Origin of the sequence: Ensifer sp. 2TAB8 (assembly GCF_052115125.1) — a bacterium.
Lineage (GTDB): Bacteria > Pseudomonadota > Alphaproteobacteria > Rhizobiales > Rhizobiaceae > Ensifer.
The window spans coordinates 1-25,070 of record NZ_JBFRGB010000003.1; the positions used below are offsets into that span (position 1 = coordinate 1).

The 25,070-nt window shown below is 63.0% G+C and carries 19 protein-coding genes; 15 read left to right on the top strand and 4 right to left on the bottom strand.

Translation table 11 applies throughout. The features are described 5' to 3' along the window. A partial coding sequence (locus tag AB4Z53_RS08070) for an isocitrate/isopropylmalate family dehydrogenase (protein WP_441595510.1) occupies positions 1-488 on the bottom strand: 488 nt, incomplete at its 3' end. A 543-nt stretch (positions 489-1,031) separates the two neighbouring features. Here AB4Z53_RS08070 and AB4Z53_RS08075 point away from each other — a divergent pair. Together AB4Z53_RS08075 and AB4Z53_RS08080 are read left to right on the top strand one after the other, a co-directional pair. Further along, positions 1,032-1,673 (top strand): LysE family translocator, encoded by a 642-nt coding sequence (locus AB4Z53_RS08075; protein WP_223725923.1) that lies wholly within the window; start codon positions 1,032-1,034, stop codon positions 1,671-1,673. Positions 1,674-1,778: 105 nt separating this feature from the next. After that, the gene (locus tag AB4Z53_RS08080) at positions 1,779-3,842 is read left to right on the top strand and encodes a M3 family metallopeptidase (RefSeq protein WP_441595511.1); all 2,064 of its coding nucleotides are present in this window, start codon (positions 1,779-1,781) and stop codon (positions 3,840-3,842) included. A gap of 17 nt (positions 3,843-3,859) precedes the next feature. Here the strand turns inward: AB4Z53_RS08080 and AB4Z53_RS08085 are convergent, their stop codons facing one another. Further along, the gene (locus AB4Z53_RS08085) at positions 3,860-5,335 is read right to left on the bottom strand and encodes a glycosyl transferase family protein (protein ID WP_441595512.1); all 1,476 of its coding nucleotides are present in this window, start codon (positions 5,333-5,335) and stop codon (positions 3,860-3,862) included. 282 nt (positions 5,336-5,617) lie between these two features. On the opposite strand from AB4Z53_RS08085, the gene AB4Z53_RS08090 reads away from it, so the two are divergent. Next, positions 5,618-7,654 (top strand): TonB-dependent receptor domain-containing protein, encoded by a 2,037-nt coding sequence (locus AB4Z53_RS08090; RefSeq protein ID WP_441595641.1) that lies wholly within the window; start codon positions 5,618-5,620, stop codon positions 7,652-7,654. An 88-nt stretch (positions 7,655-7,742) separates the two neighbouring features. Here AB4Z53_RS08090 and AB4Z53_RS08095 read toward each other — a convergent pair whose 3' ends face one another. Then, entirely contained in the window at positions 7,743-8,915 is a 1,173-nt protein-coding gene (locus tag AB4Z53_RS08095) for a dihydrodipicolinate synthase family protein (protein WP_441595513.1), read from the bottom strand. Between the two features lie 298 nt (positions 8,916-9,213). Here AB4Z53_RS08095 and AB4Z53_RS08100 point away from each other — a divergent pair, with 298 nt between their 5' ends. From AB4Z53_RS08100 to AB4Z53_RS08120, 5 genes are read left to right on the top strand one after another with little or no spacing between them, the layout of a single operon-like run. After that, complete coding sequence (locus tag AB4Z53_RS08100; protein ID WP_291157105.1) at positions 9,214-10,254, top strand: LacI family DNA-binding transcriptional regulator; 1,041 nt, start codon at positions 9,214-9,216, stop codon at positions 10,252-10,254. Beyond that, positions 10,251-11,252 carry a Gfo/Idh/MocA family protein gene (locus AB4Z53_RS08105; RefSeq protein ID WP_441595514.1) on the top strand — a complete coding sequence of 334 codons (1,002 nt, stop codon included), beginning with the start codon at positions 10,251-10,253 and terminating at the stop codon, positions 11,250-11,252. Before AB4Z53_RS08100 ends, AB4Z53_RS08105 begins: the two co-directional genes overlap by 4 nt. A 4-nt stretch (positions 11,253-11,256) precedes the next feature. After that, entirely contained in the window at positions 11,257-12,876 is a 1,620-nt protein-coding gene (locus tag AB4Z53_RS08110; RefSeq protein WP_441595515.1) for an acyl CoA:acetate/3-ketoacid CoA transferase, read from the top strand. Next, the gene (locus tag AB4Z53_RS08115) at positions 12,869-13,648 is read left to right on the top strand and encodes an enoyl-CoA hydratase/isomerase family protein (protein WP_441595516.1); all 780 of its coding nucleotides are present in this window, start codon (positions 12,869-12,871) and stop codon (positions 13,646-13,648) included. Before AB4Z53_RS08110 ends, AB4Z53_RS08115 begins: the two co-directional genes overlap by 8 nt. Then, positions 13,648-15,162 carry an aldehyde dehydrogenase family protein gene (locus AB4Z53_RS08120; protein WP_441595517.1) on the top strand — a complete coding sequence of 505 codons (1,515 nt, stop codon included), beginning with the start codon at positions 13,648-13,650 and terminating at the stop codon, positions 15,160-15,162. Before AB4Z53_RS08115 ends, AB4Z53_RS08120 begins: the two co-directional genes overlap by 1 nt. 93 nt (positions 15,163-15,255) lie before the next feature. Here the strand turns inward: AB4Z53_RS08120 and AB4Z53_RS08125 are convergent, their stop codons facing one another. Then, positions 15,256-16,320, bottom strand: coding sequence for a LacI family transcriptional regulator (locus tag AB4Z53_RS08125; RefSeq protein WP_113535415.1), 1,065 nt, complete (start codon positions 16,318-16,320; stop codon positions 15,256-15,258). Positions 16,321-16,635: 315 nt separating this feature from the next. Between AB4Z53_RS08125 and AB4Z53_RS08130 the strand changes: the two genes are divergently transcribed. From AB4Z53_RS08130 to AB4Z53_RS08160, 7 genes are all read left to right on the top strand, one after another. Beyond that, a complete protein-coding gene (locus AB4Z53_RS08130) occupies positions 16,636-17,868 on the top strand; it encodes an ABC transporter substrate-binding protein (RefSeq protein WP_419195831.1) in 1,233 nt (410 codons plus the stop codon). A gap of 275 nt (positions 17,869-18,143) precedes the next feature. Beyond that, the gene (locus tag AB4Z53_RS08135) at positions 18,144-19,022 is read left to right on the top strand and encodes a carbohydrate ABC transporter permease (RefSeq protein ID WP_441595518.1); all 879 of its coding nucleotides are present in this window, start codon (positions 18,144-18,146) and stop codon (positions 19,020-19,022) included. After that, entirely contained in the window at positions 19,022-19,903 is an 882-nt protein-coding gene (locus AB4Z53_RS08140) for a carbohydrate ABC transporter permease (RefSeq protein WP_043625398.1), read from the top strand. Before AB4Z53_RS08135 ends, AB4Z53_RS08140 begins: the two co-directional genes overlap by 1 nt. 4 nt (positions 19,904-19,907) lie before the next feature. Further along, a complete protein-coding gene (locus AB4Z53_RS08145) occupies positions 19,908-21,023 on the top strand; it encodes an ABC transporter ATP-binding protein (RefSeq protein WP_441595519.1) in 1,116 nt (371 codons plus the stop codon). Positions 21,024-21,029: 6 nt separating this feature from the next. Further along, the gene (locus AB4Z53_RS08150) at positions 21,030-22,529 is read left to right on the top strand and encodes a GMC oxidoreductase (protein ID WP_441595520.1); all 1,500 of its coding nucleotides are present in this window, start codon (positions 21,030-21,032) and stop codon (positions 22,527-22,529) included. Beyond that, positions 22,526-23,305 carry a 3-ketoacyl-ACP reductase gene (locus AB4Z53_RS08155; RefSeq protein WP_441595521.1) on the top strand — a complete coding sequence of 260 codons (780 nt, stop codon included), beginning with the start codon at positions 22,526-22,528 and terminating at the stop codon, positions 23,303-23,305. Before AB4Z53_RS08150 ends, AB4Z53_RS08155 begins: the two co-directional genes overlap by 4 nt. A 105-nt stretch (positions 23,306-23,410) precedes the next feature. After that, the gene (locus tag AB4Z53_RS08160; RefSeq protein WP_441595522.1) at positions 23,411-25,066 is read left to right on the top strand and encodes a GMC family oxidoreductase; all 1,656 of its coding nucleotides are present in this window, start codon (positions 23,411-23,413) and stop codon (positions 25,064-25,066) included. Positions 25,067-25,070: the final 4 nt, after the last annotated feature.

Sequence of the window (25,070 nt, forward strand, 5' to 3'; positions counted from 1 at the left end):
TGGGTGTCGATGCCGCGCTTCTGGCCGTTGCCGAGATCGATGATCTCCTTCGGTTCGCCGAAATAGACGCCACCGGTCAGTTCGCGCACGATCAGGATGTCGAGGCCCTCGACCAGTTCCGGTTTCAGCGAGGAAGCGGCGGCCAGCGCTGGGTAGCAGATCGCCGGGCGCAGGTTGGCGAAGAGTTCGAGATCCTTGCGCAGACGCAGCAGACCGGCTTCCGGGCGAACCTCATAAGGCACCGCATCCCACTTCGGACCACCGACAGCGCCGAACAGCACCGCATCGGCGGCCAGCGCCTTCTTCATGTCCTCTTCCGAGATCGCCTGGCCGTGGGCGTCATAGGCCGAACCGCCGACCAGGCCCTCGTCCGTCACGAAGCCGGCTGAAAGCTCGGCATTCATATAGGCGATGATTTTGCGGACTTCCGCCATGGCTTCCGGGCCGATGCCGTCGCCGGGCAGAAGGAAGAGGTTGCGCACAGTCATGGATAGTCCTTCTCGCGGGGAAAACCGGCTGCATGTCTCCTGAAATCGCAGTCGATTTAAGGAAACATGCAGCCCTTTGAACTTCTGCAGCGGCCCTGATGCGTCTGAACAGGCGCACGGGCGCTGCCGGGCGCGTTCTTAGCGCAACTTCGTGTCGAGGGAAATCATTCCGACGAAAGATTTGTGCGTCCGCGTTGGCCGTGCGTTCCCGGAGAAACAGGCGGTTGCGCGGGCAGATGGAATGCTGCCGGTGCGAGCGTGCCCGAGGGCAGGCTCACCCACCGGGAGAGGAGCGCAATCATGCGGAAATTCATCCGCGCCGTAACGGCGATAATGCAGGCGACCATCGATGCCCTGACCTTTGTCGGCCGCGGTCGCGGACGGTGACCGCCTAGCGGTCGGCAGCGCAAGGAGGATGCAAGGAATGGGGCGAGCCACCGCCCCATTCCGCCAGTGCCACGGCCGGCATCGAAAGCCTTGCTTTTCTCTTGACGGAATCGGTGCTGCGGGATCGAATGCCGACGATACAATCAGGAATATGCCATGTCCGAGACGCTGCTGATCGGAGCCTTTCTCGCCGCCCTCTCCTACACGCTCATTCCGGGCCCCGCCTTCCTGGCCCTGCTCGGTATCGGCGCCGGCCAGGGGCGCAAGGCGGGCGCCTTGTTCATGGGCGGACATCTTGCCGGTGACATTCTCTGGTCGACGCTGGCGCTGGTCGCGATTGTCGGCGCGCGTTCGGTCGGTAGCACGATCTTTGATATTCTCGGCCTCTTCTGCGGTGTCTATCTCGGCTGGATCGGCTGGACGGCGCTGCGGGCACGGCCCGCCGGCGAGAACCGGGCGTTGCTGACGGTCGAGCGCCCCTTGCGGCGTGGGCTGATCTTCGGGCTCACCAATCCCAAAGGCTATCCGGTCGCGCTCGCCACCTTTACGGCGCTGCTTGCCGGTTCCGCCAACGCGCTCGATTTCGATGCGCTTCCGGCGCTGCTTGGCGTTTCGCTCATCGGCTTTCTCGTCGCCGACCTGATCCTCATCGTCATCATCGGCGCTTCGGTGGTGCGGCGCTTCTATCGCCGCCACGAACTGGCGATCGTCAGGCTCTCCGGTCTCCTTTTCATGGGCTTCGCCCTCCAGGCCATCTGGCACGCCGCCCCTGGCCTTCTCGGTCTGCGTAAACCTTGACGGTAATCCCGCCGACAACCACCTTCATTTTCGCCGCTTCCTGATGTCATGGGTCGGCGGCCCCCTCCCCGGTCATAAGCCGGATCGCATGCGAAAGGATTTCAGATGACCACCAGCACCCCGCTCAATCCCGCGCTCACGTCATGGACCGGCCATGAGGGCCTGCCGCGCTTCGATCTGGTCAAGGACGAGGATTTCGCCCCGGCTTTCGAAGCCGCTTTCAGGGAACATGAAGCGGAGATCGACGCGATTGCCGGAAACCCTGCGGCGCCCACCTTCGAGAATACCATCGTTGCGCTGGAAATCGCCGGCGACGGACTTTCGCGCGTATCCTCGATCTTCTGGAACAAGGCCGGCGCCGACACCAACGAGACAATCCAGGCGCTGGAACGCGACATCGCCCCGAAGATGTCGCGGCACTACTCGAAGATCGGCATGAACGCAGCGCTGTTCAAGCGCATCGACACGCTGTGGGAAGGGCGCGCAGGGCTTGGCCTCGATCTTGAAGCGACGCGCGTGCTCGAACGGCATTGGAAGGGTTTCGTCAAGTCCGGCGCGAAGCTCGCAAAGCCCGAGCAGGAGCGGCTGGCAGCGATCAACGAGAAACTCGCCGGTATCGGCGCCAGGTTCGGCCAGAACGTGCTGGCCGACGAGAAGAACTGGGTCCTGTTCCTCGAGAGCGAGGATCAGCTCGCCGGCGTGCCGGACTTCCTGCGCGACGCCATGGCGGCGGTCGCCGAAGATCGCGGACAGAAGGGGAAATACGCGGTCACCTTGTCGCGCTCGATCATCGAGCCGTTCCTGACCTTCTCCGACAATCGCGAGCTTCGTGAGCAAGCCTTCCGCGCCTGGATCGCGCGCGGTGAAAACGGCGGCGACACCGACAATCGCGGGCTGATCGCCGAGATGCTGGCGCTGCGGGCCGAAAAGGCGAAGCTGCTCGGTTATGAAAACTTCGCATCGCTGAAGCTCGACGACACCATGGCGAAGACACCCGCCGCCGTGAACGGCCTCTTGATGCAGGTCTGGGAAAAGGCCGTTGCCCGCGCTCGCGAGGAAGAGGCTGAGCTCGCCCGGCTCGTTGCCGACGAAGGGCGCAATCACGACGTCATGCCGTGGGACTGGCGCCACTACGCCGAGAAGCTCCGGGCCGAGAAGTTCAATTTCTCCGAAGGCGAACTCAAGCCCTATCTGCAGCTGGAAAAGATCATCGAGGCCTGCTTCGACGTTGCCACACGCCTGTTCGGCATTACAGCCACGGAGAAGAAGGGCATTGCCGCCTACCATCCCGACGTGCGTGTCTTCGAGATCAAGGACGCATCCGGCAAGCTGGTGGCACTGTTTCTCGGCGACTATTTCGCCCGGTCATCGAAGCGTTCCGGCGCCTGGATGAGTTCGTTCCAGTCCCAGCACAAGCTCAAGCTGAAGAACGGCGCGGAAGGCGAGCTGCCGATCATCTACAACGTCTGCAATTTCGCCAAGCCCGCCGAAGGCAAGCCGGCGCTGTTGTCGCTCGATGATGCCCGCACGCTCTTCCACGAGTTCGGACACGCATTGCATGGCATGCTATCCAACGTCACCTATCCTTCGGTTTCCGGCACGGGCGTCTCGCGCGACTTCGTCGAGCTGCCGTCGCAGCTTTACGAACACTGGCTGACGGTGCCGGAGATCCTCAAGCGTTACGCGGTGCATTACCAGACCGGTGAGCCGATGCCGCAGACGCTGCTCGACAAGGTGTTGGCGGCACGAACCTTCAACTCCGGCTTTGCAACGGTCGAGTTCACCTCGTCCGCGCTGGTCGACATGGCCTATCACACGGCTGAAGTGACGACGGAACCGATGGCGCTCGAAGCCAAGAAGCTCGACGAGATCGGCATGCCGAAATCCATCGTCATGCGTCACCGCAGCCCACACTTCCTGCACGTCTTCTCGGGCGACGGCTACTCGGCCGGCTACTATTCCTACATGTGGTCGGAAGTGCTCGACGCCGACGCCTTCGCGGCCTTCGAGGAAACCGGCAACGCCTTCGATCCGGCCGTGGCCGCTCGCCTCAAAGACAACATCTATTCGGTCGGCGGCTCGATCGATCCGGAAGATGCCTACAAGGCCTTCCGCGGCAAGCTGCCGAGCCCGGATGCGATGYTGGCCAAGAAAGGTCTGGCCGCCTGAGCGGCGCCAATCTCCGATCACGCCATCCGGCGTGATCGGTTGTTCCAAAGTCCCCGCGCCGTCTCGCAAGCTGCCTCGAAGTCGTCATGATTGCGGAGACTGATGAGGGCGGCAGCCGCCGTTGTGATGATGATCGTTTCGGCGCGTTCGTCGCGGGCAGCACCGGTCCAGACTGCCTGCCAGTATTCGCGACTGCTGAGACCCGTGCGCGGCTCGGCCCGCGGTGCAATCCCCGCCGGAATGATGAGGTCGGAGACTTCTCCGCCGACAAGGCGGAATAGCGGCGTCTGGCGATAGGGCGTGAACTCGGCGTGGTCGCGGGTGTTACCGAGGATCGTCAGCTCTCTCGTGCCGAGCAGCATGGCGATGTCGCGGCTAAGCGTGCGGCTCGAGGGATTGGCGACGCCGAGCAGGCTTGCCCGCCCGCCCATCGGATTGATGAGGTGAATGGCGGCGTTCAACGGCATGCGCATCTCCATCAGCCGATAGAGCCCCAGCAAGCGATAGATTTGCGGCGCAAACGCAGACAGCGGCAGATAGGCGATACCTGTCGATGCAAGCGCTGACTTTGTCGCCGCGATCGATGCGCAGATCGGGATTCCGGCCGCGGAAGCGGCGATCTCGAGCTTGTGCCGTTCCTCGTTGTCCTCACCATAGTTCCCGTGCAGCACGATGCGATGACCGGCTTCAGCGACAAGGCGCGCCGCATGCAGGAACCAGGGTGCAGTCTTTAGTTTCGGCGAGAGGTAGCAGGGCCAGTCGAGATCGGCGACGCCGCTACCCGGCTCGATCGCGCCGATATGGTGGCGCATGGCGCGCACGAAACCAGCCACTTCGACCGCTGTCGGCCCGCGATAGTGCAGTACCGTCATCAGCGCGCCGATCTGTACCGGGTCCGCCTCGCCGGCAAGGATGACCGCCAGCGCATCTTCAGCTTCACTTTCACTTAGCGGCCGGCTGCGGCCTGCGCCGGTTCCGACGGTCGCTATGCAGCGGGCAAGGCGCCGCTCAGGGGTGGCGTCATCGCCAATCTCCGCTAGTTTTGCGGCGAATTGTTCAGGCGCTGGCTCACCCTCAAGCAGACGGCTCGGACGGACGGCCAGTGGAGGCGCATCGGTTAGGGCCCGCCGTCCCCAGCCGGTATGGCTCGTCTGTACCGGGGCGGATGCGGCGTCATCGGGCTGGGCGGCAAGCAGGGCTTCGGCTTCTGCGGCAAGAGCGCGCACGCGCAGCCGCAGCGACTCGGCAAGCGGTGTCGGGCGCAGGCCATGACCGGTGCGCAGGAACAGAGGATCGGCATAGTCCTCACGCAATTGACCGAGCAAGCGGCTCATTGCCGAGGGCTGAAGACCGACGCTTGAAGCGGCACGGCTGACGCTGTTTTCCCGAAGCAGCGCATCGAGCGCCACGAGCAGCCGCAGCTTGCCCAGATCGGTCTGGCGTTCGTTCGGGGCCGACCCGCCTCCTGTCACGCTTGCTGCTGCTTTCGCCATGGTTCCGTCCTGCCTTTCAGTCCCATCCGGCATATTCGCGGGCGCTGTTTTGCGTCGTTTCGTATTTGGAACGGTTCCAAAACAGCGTCATTGACCGTCTGCTTCGCCAATAACTAAGTGGAGTGTATTACTCAAGATATATGTGGGGCGAAGATGATGAAGCGGATGGGGCTTGCAACGGAAACTGATCGTCGGGGACGAGGAACCCGCCGGAACCGGTGCGGCTCGGCCGGATGGTCACGTCGCTTCGTCGGCGCCTGCCTTGCCGGCACGGCGCTGACGATGCCGGTGGAGGCGCTGGCGCAGAAGGCCAAGGAAAAGGACAGGGAGAAGGCGACCGAGCTCGAGCAGATCGTCGTTACAGCGACCGGGTTCGAGCAGAACGTCAAGGATGCACCTGCGAGTATCACGGTGATCACGGGCGAGGACTTACAGAAGCGGTCGTTCCGCGATCTCACCGATGCGCTTCGCGACGCGCAAGGGGTGGCGGTGACAGGTGTCGCCAACGAGCGCGACATCTTCATCCGCGGCCTGCCCGGCTCCTACACGCTGATTCTCGTCGACGGAAAGCGCCAGAGCACACGCGACGCCCGCACCAACGGCAATTCCGGTTTCGAGCAGAGCTTCATCCCGCCGGCCGCCGCCATCGAGCGCATCGAGATCGTCCGTGGCCCGATGTCGTCGCTCTATGGTTCCGATGCCATGGGCGGGGTCATCAACGTCATCACCCGCAAGGTCTCGGATAGCTGGACCGGCTCGGTCACCACCGACGGCACGATGCAGCAGCACAGGCAGTTCGGCAATTCGGGGCAACTGTCGTTCTATACCAGCGGTCCGATCCTGAAAGACACACTCGGCGTGCAGATCTGGGGCCGCGGCCTGAAGCGCAGCGAGGACAGGTTCCTTTCCGGCATTACCGGGTCGAAGGAGCACGACCTGACGGCCCGGCTTGCCTACACGCCGAACGAGGACCACGACTTCTTCCTCGAAGGTGGGACAGCGCGGCTTCGCCGCGATGCGAATATCGGCAGGACGATCGAGCCCGGACCGCGCGCGGTCAGCACCTACAACGACAACGACCGCGATCACTGGTCGTTCTCCCACATCGGACGTTGGGGCCCGACGACGTCTGACTTCTCGATCCTTCAGGAATGGGCGGAGCGGCGGAACTATAACTACAGCCAGGCGGATGGCCGTTTCGTCAAGCAGCCACGCGCGCCCGAAGTGCGCAACACCGTCGTCGACGGCAAGTTTACAACCCCCTTCGATCTCGGCGGCAGCCACACGCTGGTGACCGGCGGGCAATATTTCGAGGCGCGGCTCTCCGACCAGAACCCGGGCCGGCGAACMGGACTGAACGAGACTTTCTCGGCGACGCAATGGGCGCTTTTTGCCGAGGATGAATGGCGCATGGTCGATAATTTTGCGCTGACCACGGGCCTGCGTCTCGATCACCATCAGGAGTATGGCTACCACCTCAGCCCGCGCATTTACGGCGTCTGGAACGCGACCGACATGCTGACGGTGAAGGGCGGCGTCTCCACCGGCTTCCGCGCGCCCGATATCCGCAGCATCGCCCCGGGCTATGCCTACACCACCGGCGGTGGCGGTTGCTCCTACGGTCCGACCGGCACCTGCGGCGTGATCATCGCCGACCCGAACCTCAAGGCCGAATCGAGCACCAGCTATGAAATCGGCGCCGTGTGGGACAATGGCGACGTCATCCTCGGCGGCACCTACTTCTACACGGATTTCAGGGACAAGATTTCCAACTCGATGGTGCTGGATTCGGCCGGAAATCCGGTGCGCTGGAGCGAGGATCCGAACTACCGCCTCTGGTACAACTACAACATCGACGATGCGATCATTCAGGGCGTGGAACTGACGGCGACCTGGAATGCGACGGCCGATCTGACGCTACGCGCCAGCTACACCTATACGCAGTCGGAACAAAAGACCGGCACCTTTGCCGGCTTCCCGCTGGCGCGCACACCGGAGCACATGGCCAATCTCAGGGCCGATTGGTACACGCCGGTGGAGGGGCTCGAAGCCTGGGCCTCGGTCAACTATCACGGCGAGGAGATCGCCGCCGGCCCGCGCATCGGCACCAACGGCAAGCCGGTAACCATCAACGGCCAGCAGGGGCGCAGATACGACGCCTACACGACCGTCGATATCGGTACGAAATACGATGTCGGCGAGGGCCTGACGCTGAACGCCGCCGTCTACAATCTCTTCGACAAGGAGGTCGAGGAGACCGACTTCAACACGGTCATGGAAGGCCGTCGCTTCTGGATGAGCCTGACGGCGACATTCTGATCCGGTGGCCGGTCCCTGCCGGCTTCCGATCGAGAACAGACGGCGCCTTCCCGGGCGCCGTCCGTCTATTCTCAAGCGCCCCTCTCTCTCAAGCGCTTTGGTCCACGCCGAGGGTCGATAGCAGGCTTTTCATTCTCTCTGCCGCCAGTTCCGGCCGGTCGAGCACATTGGCTCGGTCGGCGAGGCGGAAGATGTCCGAGTAGTGCAGCACCCCGCGTGCGGACTGCATGCCCGCGGGCATGGTGAAGTGGCGCTGGTGGCCGTTCAGCCAGGCCAGCAAAACGACGCCGGCCTTGTAATACTGTGTCGGCGCCTCGAAGATCTTGCGGGACAGAGGCACGGTCGGCTCGATCACGCCGCGGAAGGTCGCGAGATCACCCTTGGCCAGCGCCGCCAAGGCCTTGGAGGCAGATGGCGCCACCGCATCGAAGATGCCGAGCAGCGCGTGGCTATACTTCGTGCCGTCGCCTTCGATCAGTTCGGCATAGTTGAAGTCGTCGCCGGTGAAGCAGAGCACCCCTTCGGGCAGGCGATTGCGCAGTGCCACTTCCTTGGTGTTGTCGAGCAGCGAGATCTTGATGCCCTCAACCTTGTCGCGGTTGACCTCGATGATCGACAGCACCGTATCGAGCGCCTGGTCGAAATTCTCCGAACCCCAGTAGCCCCGAAGCTGCGGATCGAACATGTCGCCGAGCCAGTGCAGCACCACCTTGTGCCTGGTCTGGCCGAGGATGCGGCCATAGACATGGCGATAGTCGTCGGCGGAACGGGCGACGCGGGCCAGCGCCCGGCTTGCCATCATGATCGCCCTGCCCCCCTCGTCTTCGACGAAACCGACCTGTTCCTCGTAGGCGGCGATCACGTCGTCCAGCGATCGTGCATCGGTCGGGGCCAGATGATCGGTGCCGGCGCCGCAGGCAAGATCGGCGCCCGGCACCTGCCGCGCTTCGGTAAGAGAGCGGCGGATCAACTGCTGCGCGCCTGCCCAGGGCAGCCCCATGCCGCGCTGGGCAGTGTCCATCGCCTCGGCGATCTTGAAGCCCAGGCCCCAGAGGTGATGGCGAAACGCCATGGTCGCGTCCCAGTCGATCGCCGGATTGCCCCAGGGATCAAGATCCCGGAGCGGATCCGAGACCACATGGGCGGCCGCATAGGCGATGCGGTTGAAGGTCGGTGGAGTCCCGGGCCGCTCGATCGGCGTTCCGGTCAGGCGATACTGTTCAAGCGAGCCGTCTTGGCGCGGCAGCGTCAGGCTTGTCATTGGGGTCGGTTCCTCCGCGGAAGTTTGCCTTGAAATACTTTGGATCGTTCCAAATGGCAAGCGGCAATGTTTTTCGGATGAGGCGGCGTGCTTCTTCGGCGATCGGTATTACGACGTTATAATATTGTTTTTAATATTATTTATTGACGAAGACGCTCAAGGAAACGTCGCCTCTGGGCGTCATGGCTTCGCGATCTTCGTCCCCGGGAGAGAAAAAAGTGATCGGCCAACTCTTGACTGAATTGGAACGTTCCAATTATGAAAGAGGAAAGCAGGCAAGAGAATTCGGGAGGATGCTGTGGTTAAGGAGAGGGTAACGGTCATCGATATTGCGCGCGCCGCCGGCGTGTCGAAGTCGACCGTGTCGCTCGTTCTCCAGGGCAGTTCGCTCGTCAACGAGGCGACGCGCGCCAAGGTGAATGCCGCCATCCGTGATCTCGGCTATGTCTATAACCGCAGCGCCGCCAATCTTCGCCAGGCGAAGTCCAAGATCATCGGCATCGTCGTCAACGACCTGACCAACAGCTTCTTTGCGGAATTGGCTGTCGGCGTCGATACCGTCGTGCAATCGGCCGGCTTCGTTCAGTTCCTCGCCAACACGGGTGAAAAGATCGAGCGGCAGCGCGAAGTGGTGGCCTCGATGCGCGAACACGGCGTTTCCGGGCTAATCGTCTCGCCGGCGCGCGGCACGGAAGCGGCCGACCTTGCGCCGCTGGTTGCGAGCGGCATGCCGGTCGTGCTGGTCGTTCGCGACATTGCCGGCGCCCAAGTTTCTTCACTGACTTCCGACAATCACGCCGGCGCCATGGCTGCCGTCAGGCATTTGATCGAACGCGGCCACCAGCGCATCGCCTTCCTCGGCGGTTTTCCGGATACCGCCGTCTTCGAGGCGCGCATGCGCGGCTATCGCGACGCCCTTATCGAGGCCGGCATTGCGGTTTCCGACGCGCTGATCATCGGTTCGGCGCCGTCGCGTGCCGGCGGTGTGACGGCGGTGGAGCAGGCGATGATGCTCGCCGACCGGCCGACGGCCGCACTTTGCTTCAATGATGCGGTCGCTTTCGGCGTCTGTGATGGCCTGAGGGCCCGGCGCCTAGAGCCGGGTGCCGATTTCGCCGTCATCGGCTTCGACGACGTGATTGAGGCGAAAACCGCCGTGCCGGCACTGACGACGGTTTCCGTCGACCCGCAAGGCATGGGCCAGCGCGCTGCCGAATTGCTTTTGAAGCAGATCAAGGCCGGGAAGGCCGAGCCCGAGGCAATCGTCGGTTCTGTCCGTCTCGTCGTCCGCCAGAGCTGCGGTGCTGCGGTTGAAAGAAAAAGGGAGGCATTGGCATGACGCGGTGGGGTCTGATCGGCGCAAGCACGATTGCGCGTGAATGGGTGATCGGCGCAATCCGCGCCGCTGGAGGCGAGGTTGTCTCCGTCATGAGCACCAGCACCGAGCGCGGTGTGGCTTACGCCGAAGAGAACGGCATCGCCAAGTCGGTGACCTTGGTCGCCGATCTGGTCGGCGATCCCGACGTCGATGCCGTCTATGTCTCGACCACCAACGAGTTGCATCGCGAGCAGACGCTGGCGGCGATTGCCGCCGGCAAGCATGTGCTCTGCGAAAAGCCGCTGGCGATGACGCTCGAGGATGCGCGCGAGATGGTGACGGCGGCGCAGGAGGCGGGCGTCGTGCTTGCCACCAATCACCACCTGCGCAACGCCGCCACCCATCGCGCCATGCGTGATGCGATCGCCGAGGGCAAAATTGGGCGGCCGATTGCCGCGCGCGTTTTCCACGCGGTCTATCTGCCGCCGCATCTGCAGGGCTGGCGACTGGAGCGGCCGGATGCCGGCGGCGGCGTCATCCTCGACATCACAGTGCACGATGCCGATACGCTGCGCTTCATTCTCAATGATGACCCGATCGAAGCGGTTGCCATCAGCCACAGCGCCGGCATGGGCAAGGAAGGCCTGGAAGACGGGGTCATGGGCGTGCTCCACTTCCGCTCTGGCGTCATCGCCCAGTTCCACGATGCCTTTACCGTGCGCTTTGCTGATACGGGTCTCGAAGTGCATGGCACCGAGGGGTCGCTGATCGGCCGCAAGGTCATGACCCAGCGGCCGGTCGGAACCGTGACGCTGCGCAATGCCGATGGCGAGACCGAGCTGTCGCTCGACCATCGCAATCTCTACGAAACCGCGCTTTCCGCCTTCCATGCCGCCGTCAGAGGCGAAGGCCGTCCTTCGGCGACAGGCGAAGACGGCGTCTGGTCGTTGGCAACGGGTCTTGCGGTCGTCAAGGCCGCTGCTACCGGCCAGGCCGTGGCGATCGAAACGGGACTTTGAACTGATGTCGATGAACAAGCATATCTCGCCGGCCGAAGCGGCGGCCCTGATCCCGGATGGCGCGGTGGTTTCGGTCTCCTCGTCCAGTGGCCTCGGCTGCCCCGACCTGATGCTGAAGGCGATCGGCGAGCGCTTCGAGACGACCGGCCATCCGCGCGATCTGACGACGCTGCACCCGATTGCCGCCGGCGACATGAGCGGCATCAGGGGCGTTGACTACATCGCCAGGAAAGGCCTGCTGAAAAAAATCATCGGCGGTTCCTATCCTTCCGGCCCGTCGAGTGCAGAGCCGCCGCTGATCTGGCAGATGATCGGCGCTGACGAAGTGGCTGCCTACAACGTGCCCTCCGGCATCCTGTTCGACATGCACCGCGAGGCCGCAGCCAAGCGGCCGGGGGTGATGACCAAGGTCGGTCTCGACACCTTCGTCGATCCGTCGCGTGAAGGCTGCGCCATGAATGCTTCGGCTGCGGCCGAACCCGTGGTGAAGAAGGTCTCGTTCGAGGGTGAGGACTGGCTCTACTTCAAGGCGATTGCGCCGCAGGTGGCAATCATCCGCGCGACGACCGCGGACGAGCGCGGCAACCTCACCTATGAGCACGAGGGCGCCTATCTCGGCGGCCTCGACCAGGCGCTCGCGGCCCGCAACAATGGCGGCATCGTCATTGCCCAGGTCAAGCGCATCACCAAGGAAGGTTCGCTGAAGCCGCACGACGTGCGGGTGCCGGGCGTGCTGGTGGATTACGTCGTCGTCGATCCCGACCAGAAGCAGACAACCCAGACGCTCTATGATCCGGCGATTTCAGGCGAGATCTTCCGACCGCTCGAGAGCTTCCGCGTGCCGGAATTCAACATCCAGAAGGTCATTGCCCGTCGTGTGGCGCAGGAACTCGAGGCCGGCAGCGCGGTCAATCTCGGTTTCGGCATTTCGGCCAATGTGCCACGTATCCTGCTCGAAGAAGGCCTGCACGGTGCCGTTACCTGGGTGATAGAGCAGGGTGCCGTCGGCGGCGTGCCGTTGCTCGATTTCGCCTTCGGCTGCGCTTCCAACGCCGATGCCTTCATGCCCTCGCCCTACCAGTTCACCTATTTCCAGGGCGCTGGCTTCGATGCCTCGCTGCTTTCCTTCCTCGAGATCGACCGCAGCGGCTCGGTCAACGTGTCAAAACTCTCCTTCCGTCCGCATGTGACGGCCGGCGCCGGCGGTTTCGTCGACATCACCGCGCGGGCAAAGAAGATCGTCTTCTCCGGCATGTTCAATGCCGGTGCCAAGCTTTCGATCGCCTATGGCAAGCTGGTGATCGAGAAGGAAGGCAAGCTCAAGAAGCTGGTCAACGAAGTCGAGCACGTCACCTTCTCGGGCCGTCGCGGCATCGAGCAGGGCCAGGACATCACGTATGTGACCGAACGCTGCGTGATGAAGCTGACGCCTGAGGGCGTCATGCTCACGGAGATCGCGCCCGGCGTCGATCTTCAGGCCCATGTTCTCGACCAGTCGGAATTCCCGCTGATCGTTTCCGACAGGCTGAAGACCATGGACGCGACGCTTTTTGCGGAAGCGCTGATCGGATTGGAACTGCCGAAGAAGCCGGCGCGCCGGATTGGGGGAGGCGACCGTGGCTGAAGGCCGTATCCGCATCGAGGTCGATGGATCGATCGCGACCATGACGGTTGCCCGTTCGGACAAGCTCAATGCCTTTGACATCGACATGCTGAAGGCGCTGGCATCCGCTTGCGATGCGGTCGAGGCCGATCGCAATATACGCGTTGTCATCCTGACCGGCGAGGGCAAGGCGTTTTCGGCCGGCGGCGACATCAAGGCCTGGGGCGGCATGGATCCGCCTGCCTTCGGGCATGACTGGGTGCGCTTCGGTCATCGTGTGTTCGAGCGCCTGGCGACGCTGCGAATGCCTGTCATCGCGGCCCTCAACGGCCACGCGCTTGGCGGCGGGCTGGAGCTAGCGGCGGCCGCCGATATCCGTTTGGCGGAAGTGCAGATCAAGATCGGCCTGCCGGAGACGAGCCTCGGCATGGTGCCCGGCTGGTCGGGCACGCAGCGTCTCGTCTCTCGCTTTGGCGCCCAGATTATCAGGCGCATGGTGCTTGGCGGCGAGATGTTCACCGCCGAGGCGGCTCTCAGGGAAGGCCTGGTCGATGCCGTCGTCGAGACCGGCACGGTGCTGACCGCTGCCCGTGACTATGCGGCGCGCGTCGCCAAGCGCGGACCTGCGGCGCTCGAAATTTCGAAACTGATGCTCGCTTCGGCAAATGGCGAAGACAACGGATCCGCGGTCGAAGCGCTCGGCTCGATCCTCGTCGCCAAGACCGGTGACCTCAAGGAAGGTGTCGCCGCGTTCTCGCAGAAGCGTGAAGCCCAATTCAAGGGAGAATGGTAATGACCGTGCTCGTGAAACCCAAGGCGCTCGGCGATCATAAGGTCCGCGCCTTCCAGATGCTGATCGACGGCAAATGGGTGGACAGTGCCGAAGGGCGCACGATCGAGCGTGTGGCGCCCGGTCATGGCGTCGTCGTCAGCCGCTATCAGGCGGGCACCAAGGCCGACGCCAAAAAGGCGATTGCTGCGGCCCGCCGCGCTTTCGATGAAGGCACCTGGCCGCGCATGACCGCATCGCAGCGCTCGCTGGTGCTGCTGCGCGCCGCTGACATCATTGCCGAGCGTGCTGATGAACTCGCCTATCTCGATGCGATCGAATCCGGCAAGCCGATCAGCCAAGCCAAGGGCGAACTCGGCGGTGCCGCCGATATCTGGCGTTACGCCGCAGCTCTCGCCCGCGATCTGCATGGCGAAAGCTACAACACGCTCGGTGACGGCACGCTTGGCGTCGTGCTGCGCGAGGCGATCGGTGTCGTCTCGATCATCACGCCCTGGAACTTCCCGTTCCTGATCGTCAGCCAGAAGTTTCCTTTTGCGCTTGCGGCGGGCTGCACCACTGTCGTCAAGCCGTCGGAACTGACCTCGGCCTCGACTCTGCTGCTCGGTGAAATCCTGGAAGCAGCCGGTGTGCCCGCCGGTGTCGTCAACATCATCACCGGCACGGGGCCGGAGGTCGGTGCGCCGATGACGACGCATCCGGATGTCGACATGGTGTCCTTTACCGGCTCGACCGGCGTCGGCCGCCTGACCATGGCCAATGCCGCCCAAACCCTGAAGAAGGTGTCGCTCGAACTCGGCGGCAAGAACCCGCAGATCGTCTTCCCGGACGCCAATCTCGACGAATTCATCGATGCCGCCGTGTTTGGCGCCTATTTCAATGCCGGCGAATGCTGCAATGCCGGCTCGCGGCTGATCCTGCATCGCGATATCGCCGACGAGGTCACGCGCCGCATCGCCGAGCTCTCGGCCAAGGTGAAGGTCGGCGATCCGCTCGACCCGGAAACACAGGTCGGCGCGATCATCACGCCGCAGCATCTGGAAAAGATCGCCGGCTATGTTTCTGCCGCTTCCAAGGACGGTGCAGCGGTCGCCCATGGCGGCACGGCGCTCGATCTGGGCATGGGCCAGTTCATGGAGCCGACGATCCTTTCGGCCGTGCGACCGGACATGGCGGTGGCGCGCGAGGAAGTCTTTGGTCCGGTTCTTTCGGTGTTGACCTTCGAAACGACCGAGGAGGCGATCCGCATCGCCAATGCGATCGACTACGGCCTTTCGGCCGGCGTCTGGAGCCGCGACTTCGACACCTGCCTGACGATCGGCCGCCGTGTGCGCGCCGGGACCATCTGGATGAACACCTTCATGGACGGTGCGTCCGAACTGCCCTTCGGCGGTTATCGCCAGTCCGGCCTCGGCCGTGAACTCGGCCGGCATTCGGTCGAGGATTACACCGAGACCAAGACGCTCAACATGCATATGGGGCCGCGCACCGGCTGGTGGATGCCGCGCCAAGGCTGAAACAGGGGAGGAGAGGACATGCGGACGATGGGGGGAGCAATAGGGCAGGAGGCAGCGTCACGCGACGCCGCCTTGCGTGCCGTGTTCGCCCGCTCAGCCGGCCGTGCCGAAGCTCGATGGGATTTGCGGACAGAGAAGCAGTTGCAGCTTGCTGACGTCGCTCTCGCCGCCGATCTTCTGCAGGAGCACCCGGCCCATGTCTTCGCCGGTCACCGTCAGGTCTTCGTAGATCGTCTCGACCTGCGGCTGAATGGCGCTCAACAGATGCGAGGTCTGTTTGGCGATGATGTCGTACTCACGTCCGAGTGTCAGCCCGCAGTCACTCATGCCGGTGATGGTCGCCAGCGCGCAGACTTCGCCGCCGCACATGAAACTGTCAGGCGGATCGGGCTCGGCATAGCGCTGGCGGATACGGTCGCGGATAGCGCCGGCGGGGCTGTCGAGGTCGATGCCGGTGAGGATCTCGTAGGCGCAGCCGGCCTCGCGCACGGCGGTCATGAAGCCGTGCTGCAGATGGCCGGCAAAGGTGAAATCGGTGGGGCCGCTGATCAGCGCGGGCTTGCGCCTGCCCTTGGCGATCAGGCGCTTCGTCGCCTGGTAGGAGAAGGTGAAGTTGTCGTAGTCGACATAGGGATGTGGGGTGGAAAGCTCCGTGCGCCCATGCGTGACGAAGGGAAAGCCGAGATCGGACAGCAGCCGGACGCGGGGGTCGAGCGGTTCCGTGCGCGAGAAGATCAGCCCATCGGCCATCGCGTTGCGGGTGATGTAATTGACCGCTTCGACATTGGTCGAGTTCAGGAAGTTCGGCATGACGATCAGGTGGTAGGCGGTGCCCTGCAGCGCTTTGGCGATGCCGCTCATGATCGACGTGCCGTAGCCGAGGATTTCTTCGTGCGGATCGAGCAACACACCGATGACATTGGTGCGGCCGGTCTTCAGGCGCTGGGCGGCTCGGTCGGGCGAATAGCCGATCTCGTCGGCGACCTCACGCACCCGCTTGCGGGTTTCGATGGAGATCTGCGGCGCTTCGGAGAGCGCGCGCGAAACGGTGGTGACCGCAAGGCCGGTGATTTCCGCGATCGTGCGAAGGGTCGGCTTGCCGCGCTTGGCGGTGGAGCCACCGTCTTCGTGGTGGGCGGGCTTGGAGGGATCGGCCAATGCTAGTCATCCTGAGAGCGGGTGAGAGCGGGTTTTGTAACGTGGTGCGAACGCTTAGGCAATCGAATCATGAAAACGTTTTAAATCTCGCATTGCGGCATGATTTGCTGCACTGCAAAAGCTAACGTGTGCTATATAATTCAGTAAATTCAAACGGTTCCGAAGGTGCTAAAATACAAAATGGCGGAATGCTTGACTTGCTGAATTTATAACGTTTTAAATGGCCAGCCGCTGGCTAGAGCGGCGCGAATTCCGGGGTGGAAGGAGGTTCCACTTCGAAAACTTGCAAACGGGAGGATAACGATGCGCAAGTTGATGACGACGACGGCCGTTGTGGCGCTGATGATGGCGGCCACCGCCGCGCGCGCAGCCGAAAACGTGGAAGTTCTGCACTGGTGGACGTCCGGTGGCGAAGCAGCCGCGCTCGACGTTCTGAAGAAGGACCTGGAAAGCAAGGGCATCACCTGGACCGACATGCCGGTCGCCGGCGGTGGCGGTACGGAAGCCATGACCGTGCTTCGCGCTCGCGTCACCGCGGGTAACGCTCCGACCGCCGTGCAGATGCTCGGCTTCGACATTCTCGACTGGGCCAAGGAAGGCGCACTCGGCAACCTCGACGAGACCGCTTCCAAGGAGGGCTGGGACAAGGTGATCCCGACGGCCCTGCAGCAGTTCTCGAAGTATGACGGCCACTGGATCGCAGCGCCGGTCAACGTGCACTCGACCAACTGGGTCTGGATCAACAAGGCAGCGCTCGACAAGGCTGGCGGCAAGGAGCCGACCAACTGGGACGAACTGGTTGCCCTGCTCGATAACTTCAAGGCTCAAGGGATCACCCCGATCGCCCATGGCGGCCAGCCGTGGCAGGATGCGACGATCTTCGACGCTGTGGTGCTTTCGCTCGGCACGGACTTCTACAAGCAGGCATTCATCGACCTCGACCCGGCAGCGCTCGGTGGCGACAAGATGAAGGAAGCCTTCGATCGCATGACGAAGCTGCGCTCCTATGTCGACGACAACTTCTCCGGTCGTGACTGGAACCTCGCTTCCGCCATGGTCATCGAGAACAAGGCCGGCCTGCAGTTCATGGGCGACTGGGCGAAGGGCGAATTCCTGAAGGCCAAGAAGGTGCCGGGCACCGACTTCGTCTGCATGCGCTTCCCGGGCACGCAAGGGTCCGTCACCTTCAACTCCGACCAGTTTGCGATGTTCAAGGTCGCCGACGACAAGGTTCCGGCCCAGCTCGCCATGGCTTCGGCGATCGAAAGCCCGACGTTCCAGTCGGCATTCAACGTCGTCAAGGGCTCGGTCCCGGCCCGCACCGACGTTCCTGACACGGCCTTCGACGCTTGCGGCAAGAAGGGCATCAAGGACTTGGCCGAAGCCAACAGCAACGGCAAACTCTTCGGCTCCATGGCCCATGGCCATGCAAACCCGGCTGCCGTCAAGAACGCGATCTACGACGTCGTGACGCGTGAGTTCAACGGCGAACTGACGTCCGAAGAGGCCGTCAAGGAACTGGTCTCGGCCGTCGAGGCCGCGAAGTAACGGGCCCGTTCCGGGGCGCGTACTGCATAATTCCTTAAATCCGCATTGGATTTGAGGACAAAATTATGCAGCAACTTAAGTGTTGCAGCGACCTTAGCGCGTCTTGAGAGACGCGTGGCGCTGCCAGGCGCCCCGGACACCCATTCCGACATGCAAGCGCCGTCGAACCACCGTGGCCAATGGGACGCGGGGAAGGGCGCTTTGATACCCAGAACCTCGCGCGAATGCCGATATCAGGGATTTCCCGACGGCCGCGCCAGAAGTGGTGAACGTTCATGGATAGCCGCAGTCGCCTGCAGGACCTGATACCGAAGCTGGTGCTTGCCCCGAGCTTCCTCATCGTCCTGATCTTTGTCTATGGCTTTATTGCCTATACCGGCTTTCTGTCGATGACGGACAGCAAGATGCTGCCGTCCTACAATTTCGTCGGGTTAAGCAATTATTCGAAGCTGTGGGCGCTGCCGCACTGGTGGCGGGCGGTGAGCAACCTGGCGATCTTCGCCGCGCTCTATATCGCCATCTGCTCCGTGCTCGGCCTTGGGCTGGCAATCCTGCTCGACCAGAAGATCCGCGCGGAAGGTTTCCTGCGGCCGATCTATCTCTATCCGATGGCGCTTTCCTTCATCGTTACGGGTACGGCCTGGAAATGGTTCCTCGATCCCGGCATCGGGCTTGAGAACACCATGCACCTCTGGGGCTGGGAGAGCTTCTCGTTCAACTGGATCAAGGACCGCAACTACGCGATCTATTGCGTCGTCATCGCCGCCGTCTGGCAATCGACCGGCTTCATCATGGCGATGTTCCTGGCCGGCCTTCGCGGTGTCGACAACGAGATCATCAAGGCAGCCCAGATCGACGGCGCCAAGACCTCGACGATTTATCGCCGGATCATCATTCCCTTGATGCGACCGGTGTTCCTATCGGCCTTCGTGGTGCTCGCGCATCTGGCGATCAAGGCCTACGACCTGATCATCGCGCTGACGGGGGGCGGACCGGGGCAGGCGACCGAGCTGCCAGCGACCTTCATGTATTCCTACACCTTCACCCGCAACCAGATGGGCATCGGCGCGTCCTCGGCGATCATCATGCTGGTGATGATCTTCTCGATCATCGTTCCCTATCTCTATTCCGAAATCCGGGGAGCAAAACGCTGATGAGCGCTCCGAGCCCAGACAACATCATCTCGCACAACCGCCTCACCCGCGCGTTGATCTATACCGCGCTGATCCTCTTTGCGCTCTATTCGCTGCTGCCGCTCTACGTGATGCTGGTGAACTCGGTGAAGCCGCTCGACGAGATCCGCCAGGGGGGCATGCTCAACCTGCCGCAGACCTTTACGCTCGAACCGTGGCTTCAGGCCTGGTCGACGGCACAGATCGGCGTGCAGCCGACGGGCCTGAAACCCTTCTTCATCAACTCGATCCTGATGGTCGTGCCCGCCGTGGCGATCTCGACGATCATCGGTGCGCTGAACGGCTACGTGCTGACGAAGTGGCGCTTTCCCGGTGCCAACATCTTCTTCGCCATGCTGCTTTTGTCCTGCTTCATCCCGTTCCAGATCGTGCTGATCCCGATGGCGCGCATCCTCGGCATCCTGGGGCTTGCCGGTTCAATCTGGGGCCTGATCTTTGTCCATGTGATCTACGGCCTTGGCTTTACGACGCTCTATTTCCGCAACTACTACGAGGCTTTCCCGACCGAATTGGTGCGTGCGGCGCAGATCGACGGCGCCAGCTTCTTCCAGATCTTCTGGCGCATCCTTCTGCCGTCCTCCGGCCCGATCATAGTCGTCTCGGTCATCTGGCAGTTCACCAATATCTGGAACGACTTCCTGTTCGGTGCGTCCTTCTCCGGCCCCTATTCGACGCCGATGACGGTCGCGCTCAACAACCTCGTTTCGTCCTCGACAGGCGTCAAGGAATACAACGTTCACTTCGCGGGCGCGATCCTCGCCGCCCTGCCAACGCTCATCGTCTACATCGTGTCCGGCCGCTACTTCGTTCGCGGGCTGATGTCGGGCGCCGTGAAAGGATAAGCTCATGTCTTTCTTGAAAATCAGCAACCTGCGCAAATCCTATGGCTCGCTCGAGATCCTGAAGGACATCAACCTGGAGATCGAAAAGGGCGGCTTCCTGGTTCTCGTCGGCCCGTCCGGTTGCGGCAAGTCCACGCTTCTGAACACGATAGCCGGGCTTGAGCCGATCACTTCGGGCGAGATCGCCATCAACGGCCGCTCGGTTGCCGATCTGCATCCGTCGAAGCGCGACATCGCCATGGTGTTCCAATCCTATGCGCTCTATCCCAACATGACGGTTGCCGGAAACATCGCCTTCGGCATGGAAATCCGCGGCGTGCCGAAGGAAGAGCGCGAGAAGGCGATCAAGCAAGTGGCGGACATGCTGCAGATCGGCCACCTGCTCGACCGCAAGCCGAGCCAGCTCTCCGGCGGCCAGCGCCAGCGTGTCGCCATGGGCCGCGCACTGGTGCGCAACCCGCAGGTCTTCCTGTTCGACGAGCCGCTTTCCAACCTCGATGCCAAGCTGCGCGTCGACATGCGCACCGAGATCAAGCGGCTGCACAACCGCATGAAGACGACGATCGTCTACGTCACCCACGACCAGATCGAGGCGATGACGCTGGCGACCAAGATCGCCGTCCTGAAGGATGGCGTGCTGCAGCAGTTCGGAACACCTGCCGAGATCTACAACAACCCAGCCAACATGTTCGTCGCCGACTTCATGGGATCGCCGGCCATGAACCTTCTGACTGCACGGATCGAAAAGAGTGGCGCTGACATTGCCGTCACGCTGGCACGCCCCAATTCCGAACCGCTGAAGCTTGCGGTGCCGCAGGCCAATGGCGCGCTTTCGGCCTATGCCGGCAAGGACGTGATCTTCGGCATCCGTCCGGAAGCGCTGACCGATCCTGACGGCGCCGACCGCAATGCGAAGGTGGTCGCCGAGGGCGAATGCCTGATCGAGGTGGTGGAGCCGGCAGGTTCCGACACCTTCGCAGTCACCCGTCTCGGCGGCAAGGAAATCGTTGCCCGGCTCAGGGCCGATGCCCGTATCTCAGCCGGCCAGACGTCGCGGCTTGCCTTCAACCTCGACAAGGCGGTGTTCTTCGACCCGCAGAGCCAGCAGCGGATCGCGTAGCTAATCATGCAGGAGCAGCCGGACATCGTCATCATCGGGTCGGGGATCGGCGGCTCCACGCTTGCGGCGGGGCTCGCCGGCTCCGGTGCCCGCATCGCCATCCTTGAGCGCGGCGAGCGCCTGCCCGATACGCCGGAGGCGCGCAGCTACAGTTCGATCTTCGTCAAGGGCCATTTCCGGCCGAGGGAGATGTGGCGCGAGCCTGACGGGACCGAGTTCAACCCGGGAAACTTCTATTTCGTCGGCGGCAATTCCAAGCTCTTCGGTGCGGTGCTCCTGCGCTACCGTGCCGAGGACTTCACCGAGATGCAGCATCTCGGCGGCGTTTCACCGGCGTGGCCTTTCCCTTACGAAGAGCTGGAGCCATGGTACGGCAAGGCCGAGCAGCTGTTCGAGGTGCGCGGCGAGCTGGGCGACGACCCGACCGAGCCGTTCCACAGCTCGCCCTATTCTTACGGCCCGGTGCCGGACGAGCCGGCGATTGCGCGAGCCCGTGCAGAGCTGAAGGCGCAGGGGCTCAATCCGGCAACGCTTCCGCTCGGCGTCGACATCGACACCTGGCTTGCCGGCGGGCGCACGCCCTGGGACGGGTTTCCGAATACCGGCAACGGCAAGAGGGATGCCGAGACCGCATCGCTCGCTTCCGCGCTGACGGACCCCAATATCGAGCTCATCACCTCGGCGCATGTCGACACGCTGGAGGCGGGACCCGGCGGCCGGATCGAGGCGATCCACTACACCCACAGGGGCGAGAAGAAGAAGCTGTCGCCGAAGCTGGTGATCCTGTCGGCGGGCGCGATCAACTCGGCCGCGATCCTTTTGCGCTCCGGTGACGGCAAGGGGCTTGCCAACGCCTCCGACCAGGTCGGTCGCAACTTCATGAACCACAATTGCAGTGCAATGCTGGCGATCAATCCGTTCAAGCGCAATGACAGCGTCTACCAGAAGACGCTGATGCTGAACGATTATTACCTGACCGGCGGCCGGGACGGCCTGCCGCTCGGCAATGTGCAACTGCTCGGCAAGATCAATGCTGACATTCTGAAGGCCAATGCTCCTGTCTGGGCGCCACGCTTAGCCTTCGACTTCATGGCCGGTCATGCGGTCGACTGGTACATGATGACGGAGGACCTGCCCAACCCGGAAAGCCGCATCATGGTCGACGGCAAGGGCATCATCATGCAGTGGCGGCGCTCCAACATGGAGGCGCTATCCGGGCTCGAAGCGAAAATGCGCGCGCATTTCAAGGCTGCCGGCTACCCGATCGTGCTCTCTCAGCCCTTCGATAAGCGCACGCCGTCACACCAGTGCGGAACCGTGCGGATGGGCAAAGACCCGAAGGACGCGCCGCTCGATGTTTACTGCCGCGCCTTCGACCACCCGAACCTTTTCGTCGTCGACGCCGGCTTCCTGCCGACATCCGCCGCCGTCAATCCGGCGCTGACAATCGCCGCCCAGGCGCTCAGGGTCGCCGATCATATCGCCACTGGGGAGTTCCGATCATGACGCCATCGAAGCGTCCCGTCGCCATCGTCACCGGCGGCCGCCGCGGCATCGGCCTCGGCGTTGCCCGCGCGCTCGCCCGTGAAGGCTTCGACATCGCGATCACCGGCCTCGGGACGGCAGATGCGACGACCACCCAGACGCTATCGGAACTTTCCGGCGACCACGGACGGGTTATCTACATCGAGGCGAATCTGGCCGATGTCAGCGGCCATGCGGCGACCGTCGAGCGTGTCCGCGCCGAGCTCGGCCCAATCCGCTGCCTTGTCAATAACGCCGGCATCGCCTCGGTGGTGCGGGGCGATTTCCTCGACCTGCTGCCGGAGAATTTCGACACGATCGTCGCCACCAACCTGCGCGGCACGGTGTTCTTTACCCAGGCCGTACTCGTCTCGATGCTGACCGATCCGGCCGATGCGGCGCCGCGGTCGATCATCAACATCACCTCGGTTTCTGCGACGATGACCTCGCCCGAGCGTCTCGACTATTGCATGACCAAGGCCGGCCTTGCCGCCTTCAGCCAGGGGCTCGCGCTGCGGCTCGCCAATACCGGCATTTCGGTGTTCGAGATCCGGCCGGGCATCATCCGTTCCGACATGACCGCCGGCGTCTCGGCGAAATACGATGCTTTGATCGATGGCGGGCTGGTGCCGATGCGACGCTGGGGCGAGCCTGAGGATATCGGCAACATGGTGGCCGGTCTCGCCGGTGGCAAATTCGGTTTTGCGACGGGCTCGGTCATCCAGGCGGATGGCGGCCTTTCGATCGGCCGGCTCTAGGAATACCGCGAAGGAAATTACGGCGCGCCGAAACGAGCAAGTTTGAATTGAACACGTCGAAAATTTGGAACGTTCCAAATGGCGGCGGCGGAGGAAAGACAGGGAATGAGCTACGACTACATCATCACCGGCGCCGGCCCGGCCGGCTGCGTTCTCGCCAATCGCCTCTCCGAGGATTCATCGGTTCGCGTCCTGTTGCTGGAAGCCGGCGGCGGCGACTGGAACCCGCTGTTTCACATGCCGGCGGGCTTTGCCAAGATGACCAAGGGTGTCGCAAGCTGGGGCTGGCACACGGTGCCGCAGAAGCACATGAAGGGCAGGGTGCTGCGCTATACCCAGGCCAAGGTGATCGGCGGCGGCTCGTCGATCAATGCGCAGCTCTATACCCGCGGCAATGCTGCCGACTACGACCTCTGGGCTTCCGAGGATGGCTGCAGCGGTTGGGACTATCGCAGTGTGCTTCCCTATTTCAAACGCTCGGAAGACAACCAGCGCTTTGCCGATGACTACCACGCCTATGGCGGGCCGCTCGGCGTCTCGATGCCCACGGCGGCGCTGCCGATCTGCGACGCCTATATCCGCGCGGGGCAGGAGCTTGGCATTCCATACAACCACGATTTCAACGGCCGCCAGCAGGCGGGCGTCGGCTTCTACCAGTTGACCCAGCGCAACCGCCGACGGTCGAGCGCGTCGCTTGCCTATCTCTCGCCGATCAAGGACCGCCGTAATCTGACGGTTCGCACCGGCGCGCGTGTGGCGCGGATCGTGCTTGAGGGCACGCGCGCCGTCGGCGTCGAAGTCGTCACGGCCACGGGCAGCGAGATCATCCGGGCGGATCGCGAAGTGCTCGTAACCTCGGGCGCCATCGGTTCGCCGAAGCTGCTTTTGCAATCCGGCATCGGCCCTGCCGATCACCTGAAATCGGTGGGCGTTTCGGTGAAACACGACTTGCCCGGCGTCGGTGGCAATTTGCAGGATCATCTCGACCTCTTCGTCATTTCCGAATGCACCGGCGACCACACCTATGACGGTGTGGCGAAACTTCATCGTACGCTATGGGCCGGCCTGCAATATGTGCTCTTCCGCTCGGGCCCGGTGGCGTCGTCACTGTTTGAGACCGGCGGCTTCTGGTATGCCGATCCGAACGCCCGCTCGCCGGATATCCAGTTCCATCTCGGTCTCGGCTCCGGCATCGAGGCGGGTGTCGAAAAGCTGAAAAATGCCGGCGTGACGCTGAATTCCGCCTATCTGCACCCCCGCTCGCGCGGAACCGTGCGGCTTTCCTCGTCCGATCCGGCGGCGGCGCCGCTGATCGACCCGAACTACTGGGACGATCCGCACGACCGCACGATGTCGATCGAGGGCTTGAAGATCGCCCGCGAGATCATGCAGCAGGCCGCACTCAAGCCTTTCGTGATGGCCGAACGTTTGCCAGGCAATTCGGTCATGAGCGACGAGCAGTTCTTCGAATACGGCTGCGCCAACGCCAAGACCGATCATCACCCTGTCGGTACCTGCAAGATGGGCACGGATTCCGCGGCGGTCGTTGGCCTCGATCTCAAGGTGCACGGCCTCGAAGGCCTGCGCGTCTGCGACAGCTCGGTGATGCCACGTGTTCCCTCTTGCAACACCAATGGGCCGACGATCATGATGGGGGAAAAGGGCGCCGACATCATCCGCGGGCTGCAACCGCTGCCGCCGGCGATCTTCGCCCACGAACGTAACGACAGCCGCCCGCGCGCCCGCGCCGATATCCGTTGAGGTT

What these genes read in the sequence shown, in the direction of transcription:
- AB4Z53_RS08110 (WP_441595515.1), top strand. Translation starts at nt 11,257, where the DNA reads ATGTCGATGAACAAGCATATCTCGCCGGCCGAAGCGGCGGCCCTGATC.
- AB4Z53_RS08145 (WP_441595519.1), top strand. Translation starts at nt 19,908, where the DNA reads ATGTCTTTCTTGAAAATCAGCAACCTGCGCAAATCCTATGGCTCGCTC.
- AB4Z53_RS08105 (WP_441595514.1), top strand. Translation starts at nt 10,251, where the DNA reads ATGACGCGGTGGGGTCTGATCGGCGCAAGCACGATTGCGCGTGAATGG.
- AB4Z53_RS08150 (WP_441595520.1), top strand. Translation starts at nt 21,030, where the DNA reads ATGCAGGAGCAGCCGGACATCGTCATCATCGGGTCGGGGATCGGCGGC.
- AB4Z53_RS08140 (WP_043625398.1), top strand. Translation starts at nt 19,022, where the DNA reads ATGAGCGCTCCGAGCCCAGACAACATCATCTCGCACAACCGCCTCACC.
- AB4Z53_RS08155 (WP_441595521.1), top strand. Translation starts at nt 22,526, where the DNA reads ATGACGCCATCGAAGCGTCCCGTCGCCATCGTCACCGGCGGCCGCCGC.
- AB4Z53_RS08135 (WP_441595518.1), top strand. Translation starts at nt 18,144, where the DNA reads ATGGATAGCCGCAGTCGCCTGCAGGACCTGATACCGAAGCTGGTGCTT.
- AB4Z53_RS08085 (WP_441595512.1), bottom strand. Translation starts at nt 5,335, where the DNA reads ATGGCGAAAGCAGCAGCAAGCGTGACAGGAGGCGGGTCGGCCCCGAAC.
- AB4Z53_RS08075 (WP_223725923.1), top strand. Translation starts at nt 1,032, where the DNA reads ATGTCCGAGACGCTGCTGATCGGAGCCTTTCTCGCCGCCCTCTCCTAC.
- AB4Z53_RS08120 (WP_441595517.1), top strand. Translation starts at nt 13,648, where the DNA reads ATGACCGTGCTCGTGAAACCCAAGGCGCTCGGCGATCATAAGGTCCGC.
- AB4Z53_RS08160 (WP_441595522.1), top strand. Translation starts at nt 23,411, where the DNA reads ATGAGCTACGACTACATCATCACCGGCGCCGGCCCGGCCGGCTGCGTT.
- AB4Z53_RS08130 (WP_419195831.1), top strand. Translation starts at nt 16,636, where the DNA reads ATGACGACGACGGCCGTTGTGGCGCTGATGATGGCGGCCACCGCCGCG.
- AB4Z53_RS08095 (WP_441595513.1), bottom strand. Translation starts at nt 8,915, where the DNA reads ATGACAAGCCTGACGCTGCCGCGCCAAGACGGCTCGCTTGAACAGTAT.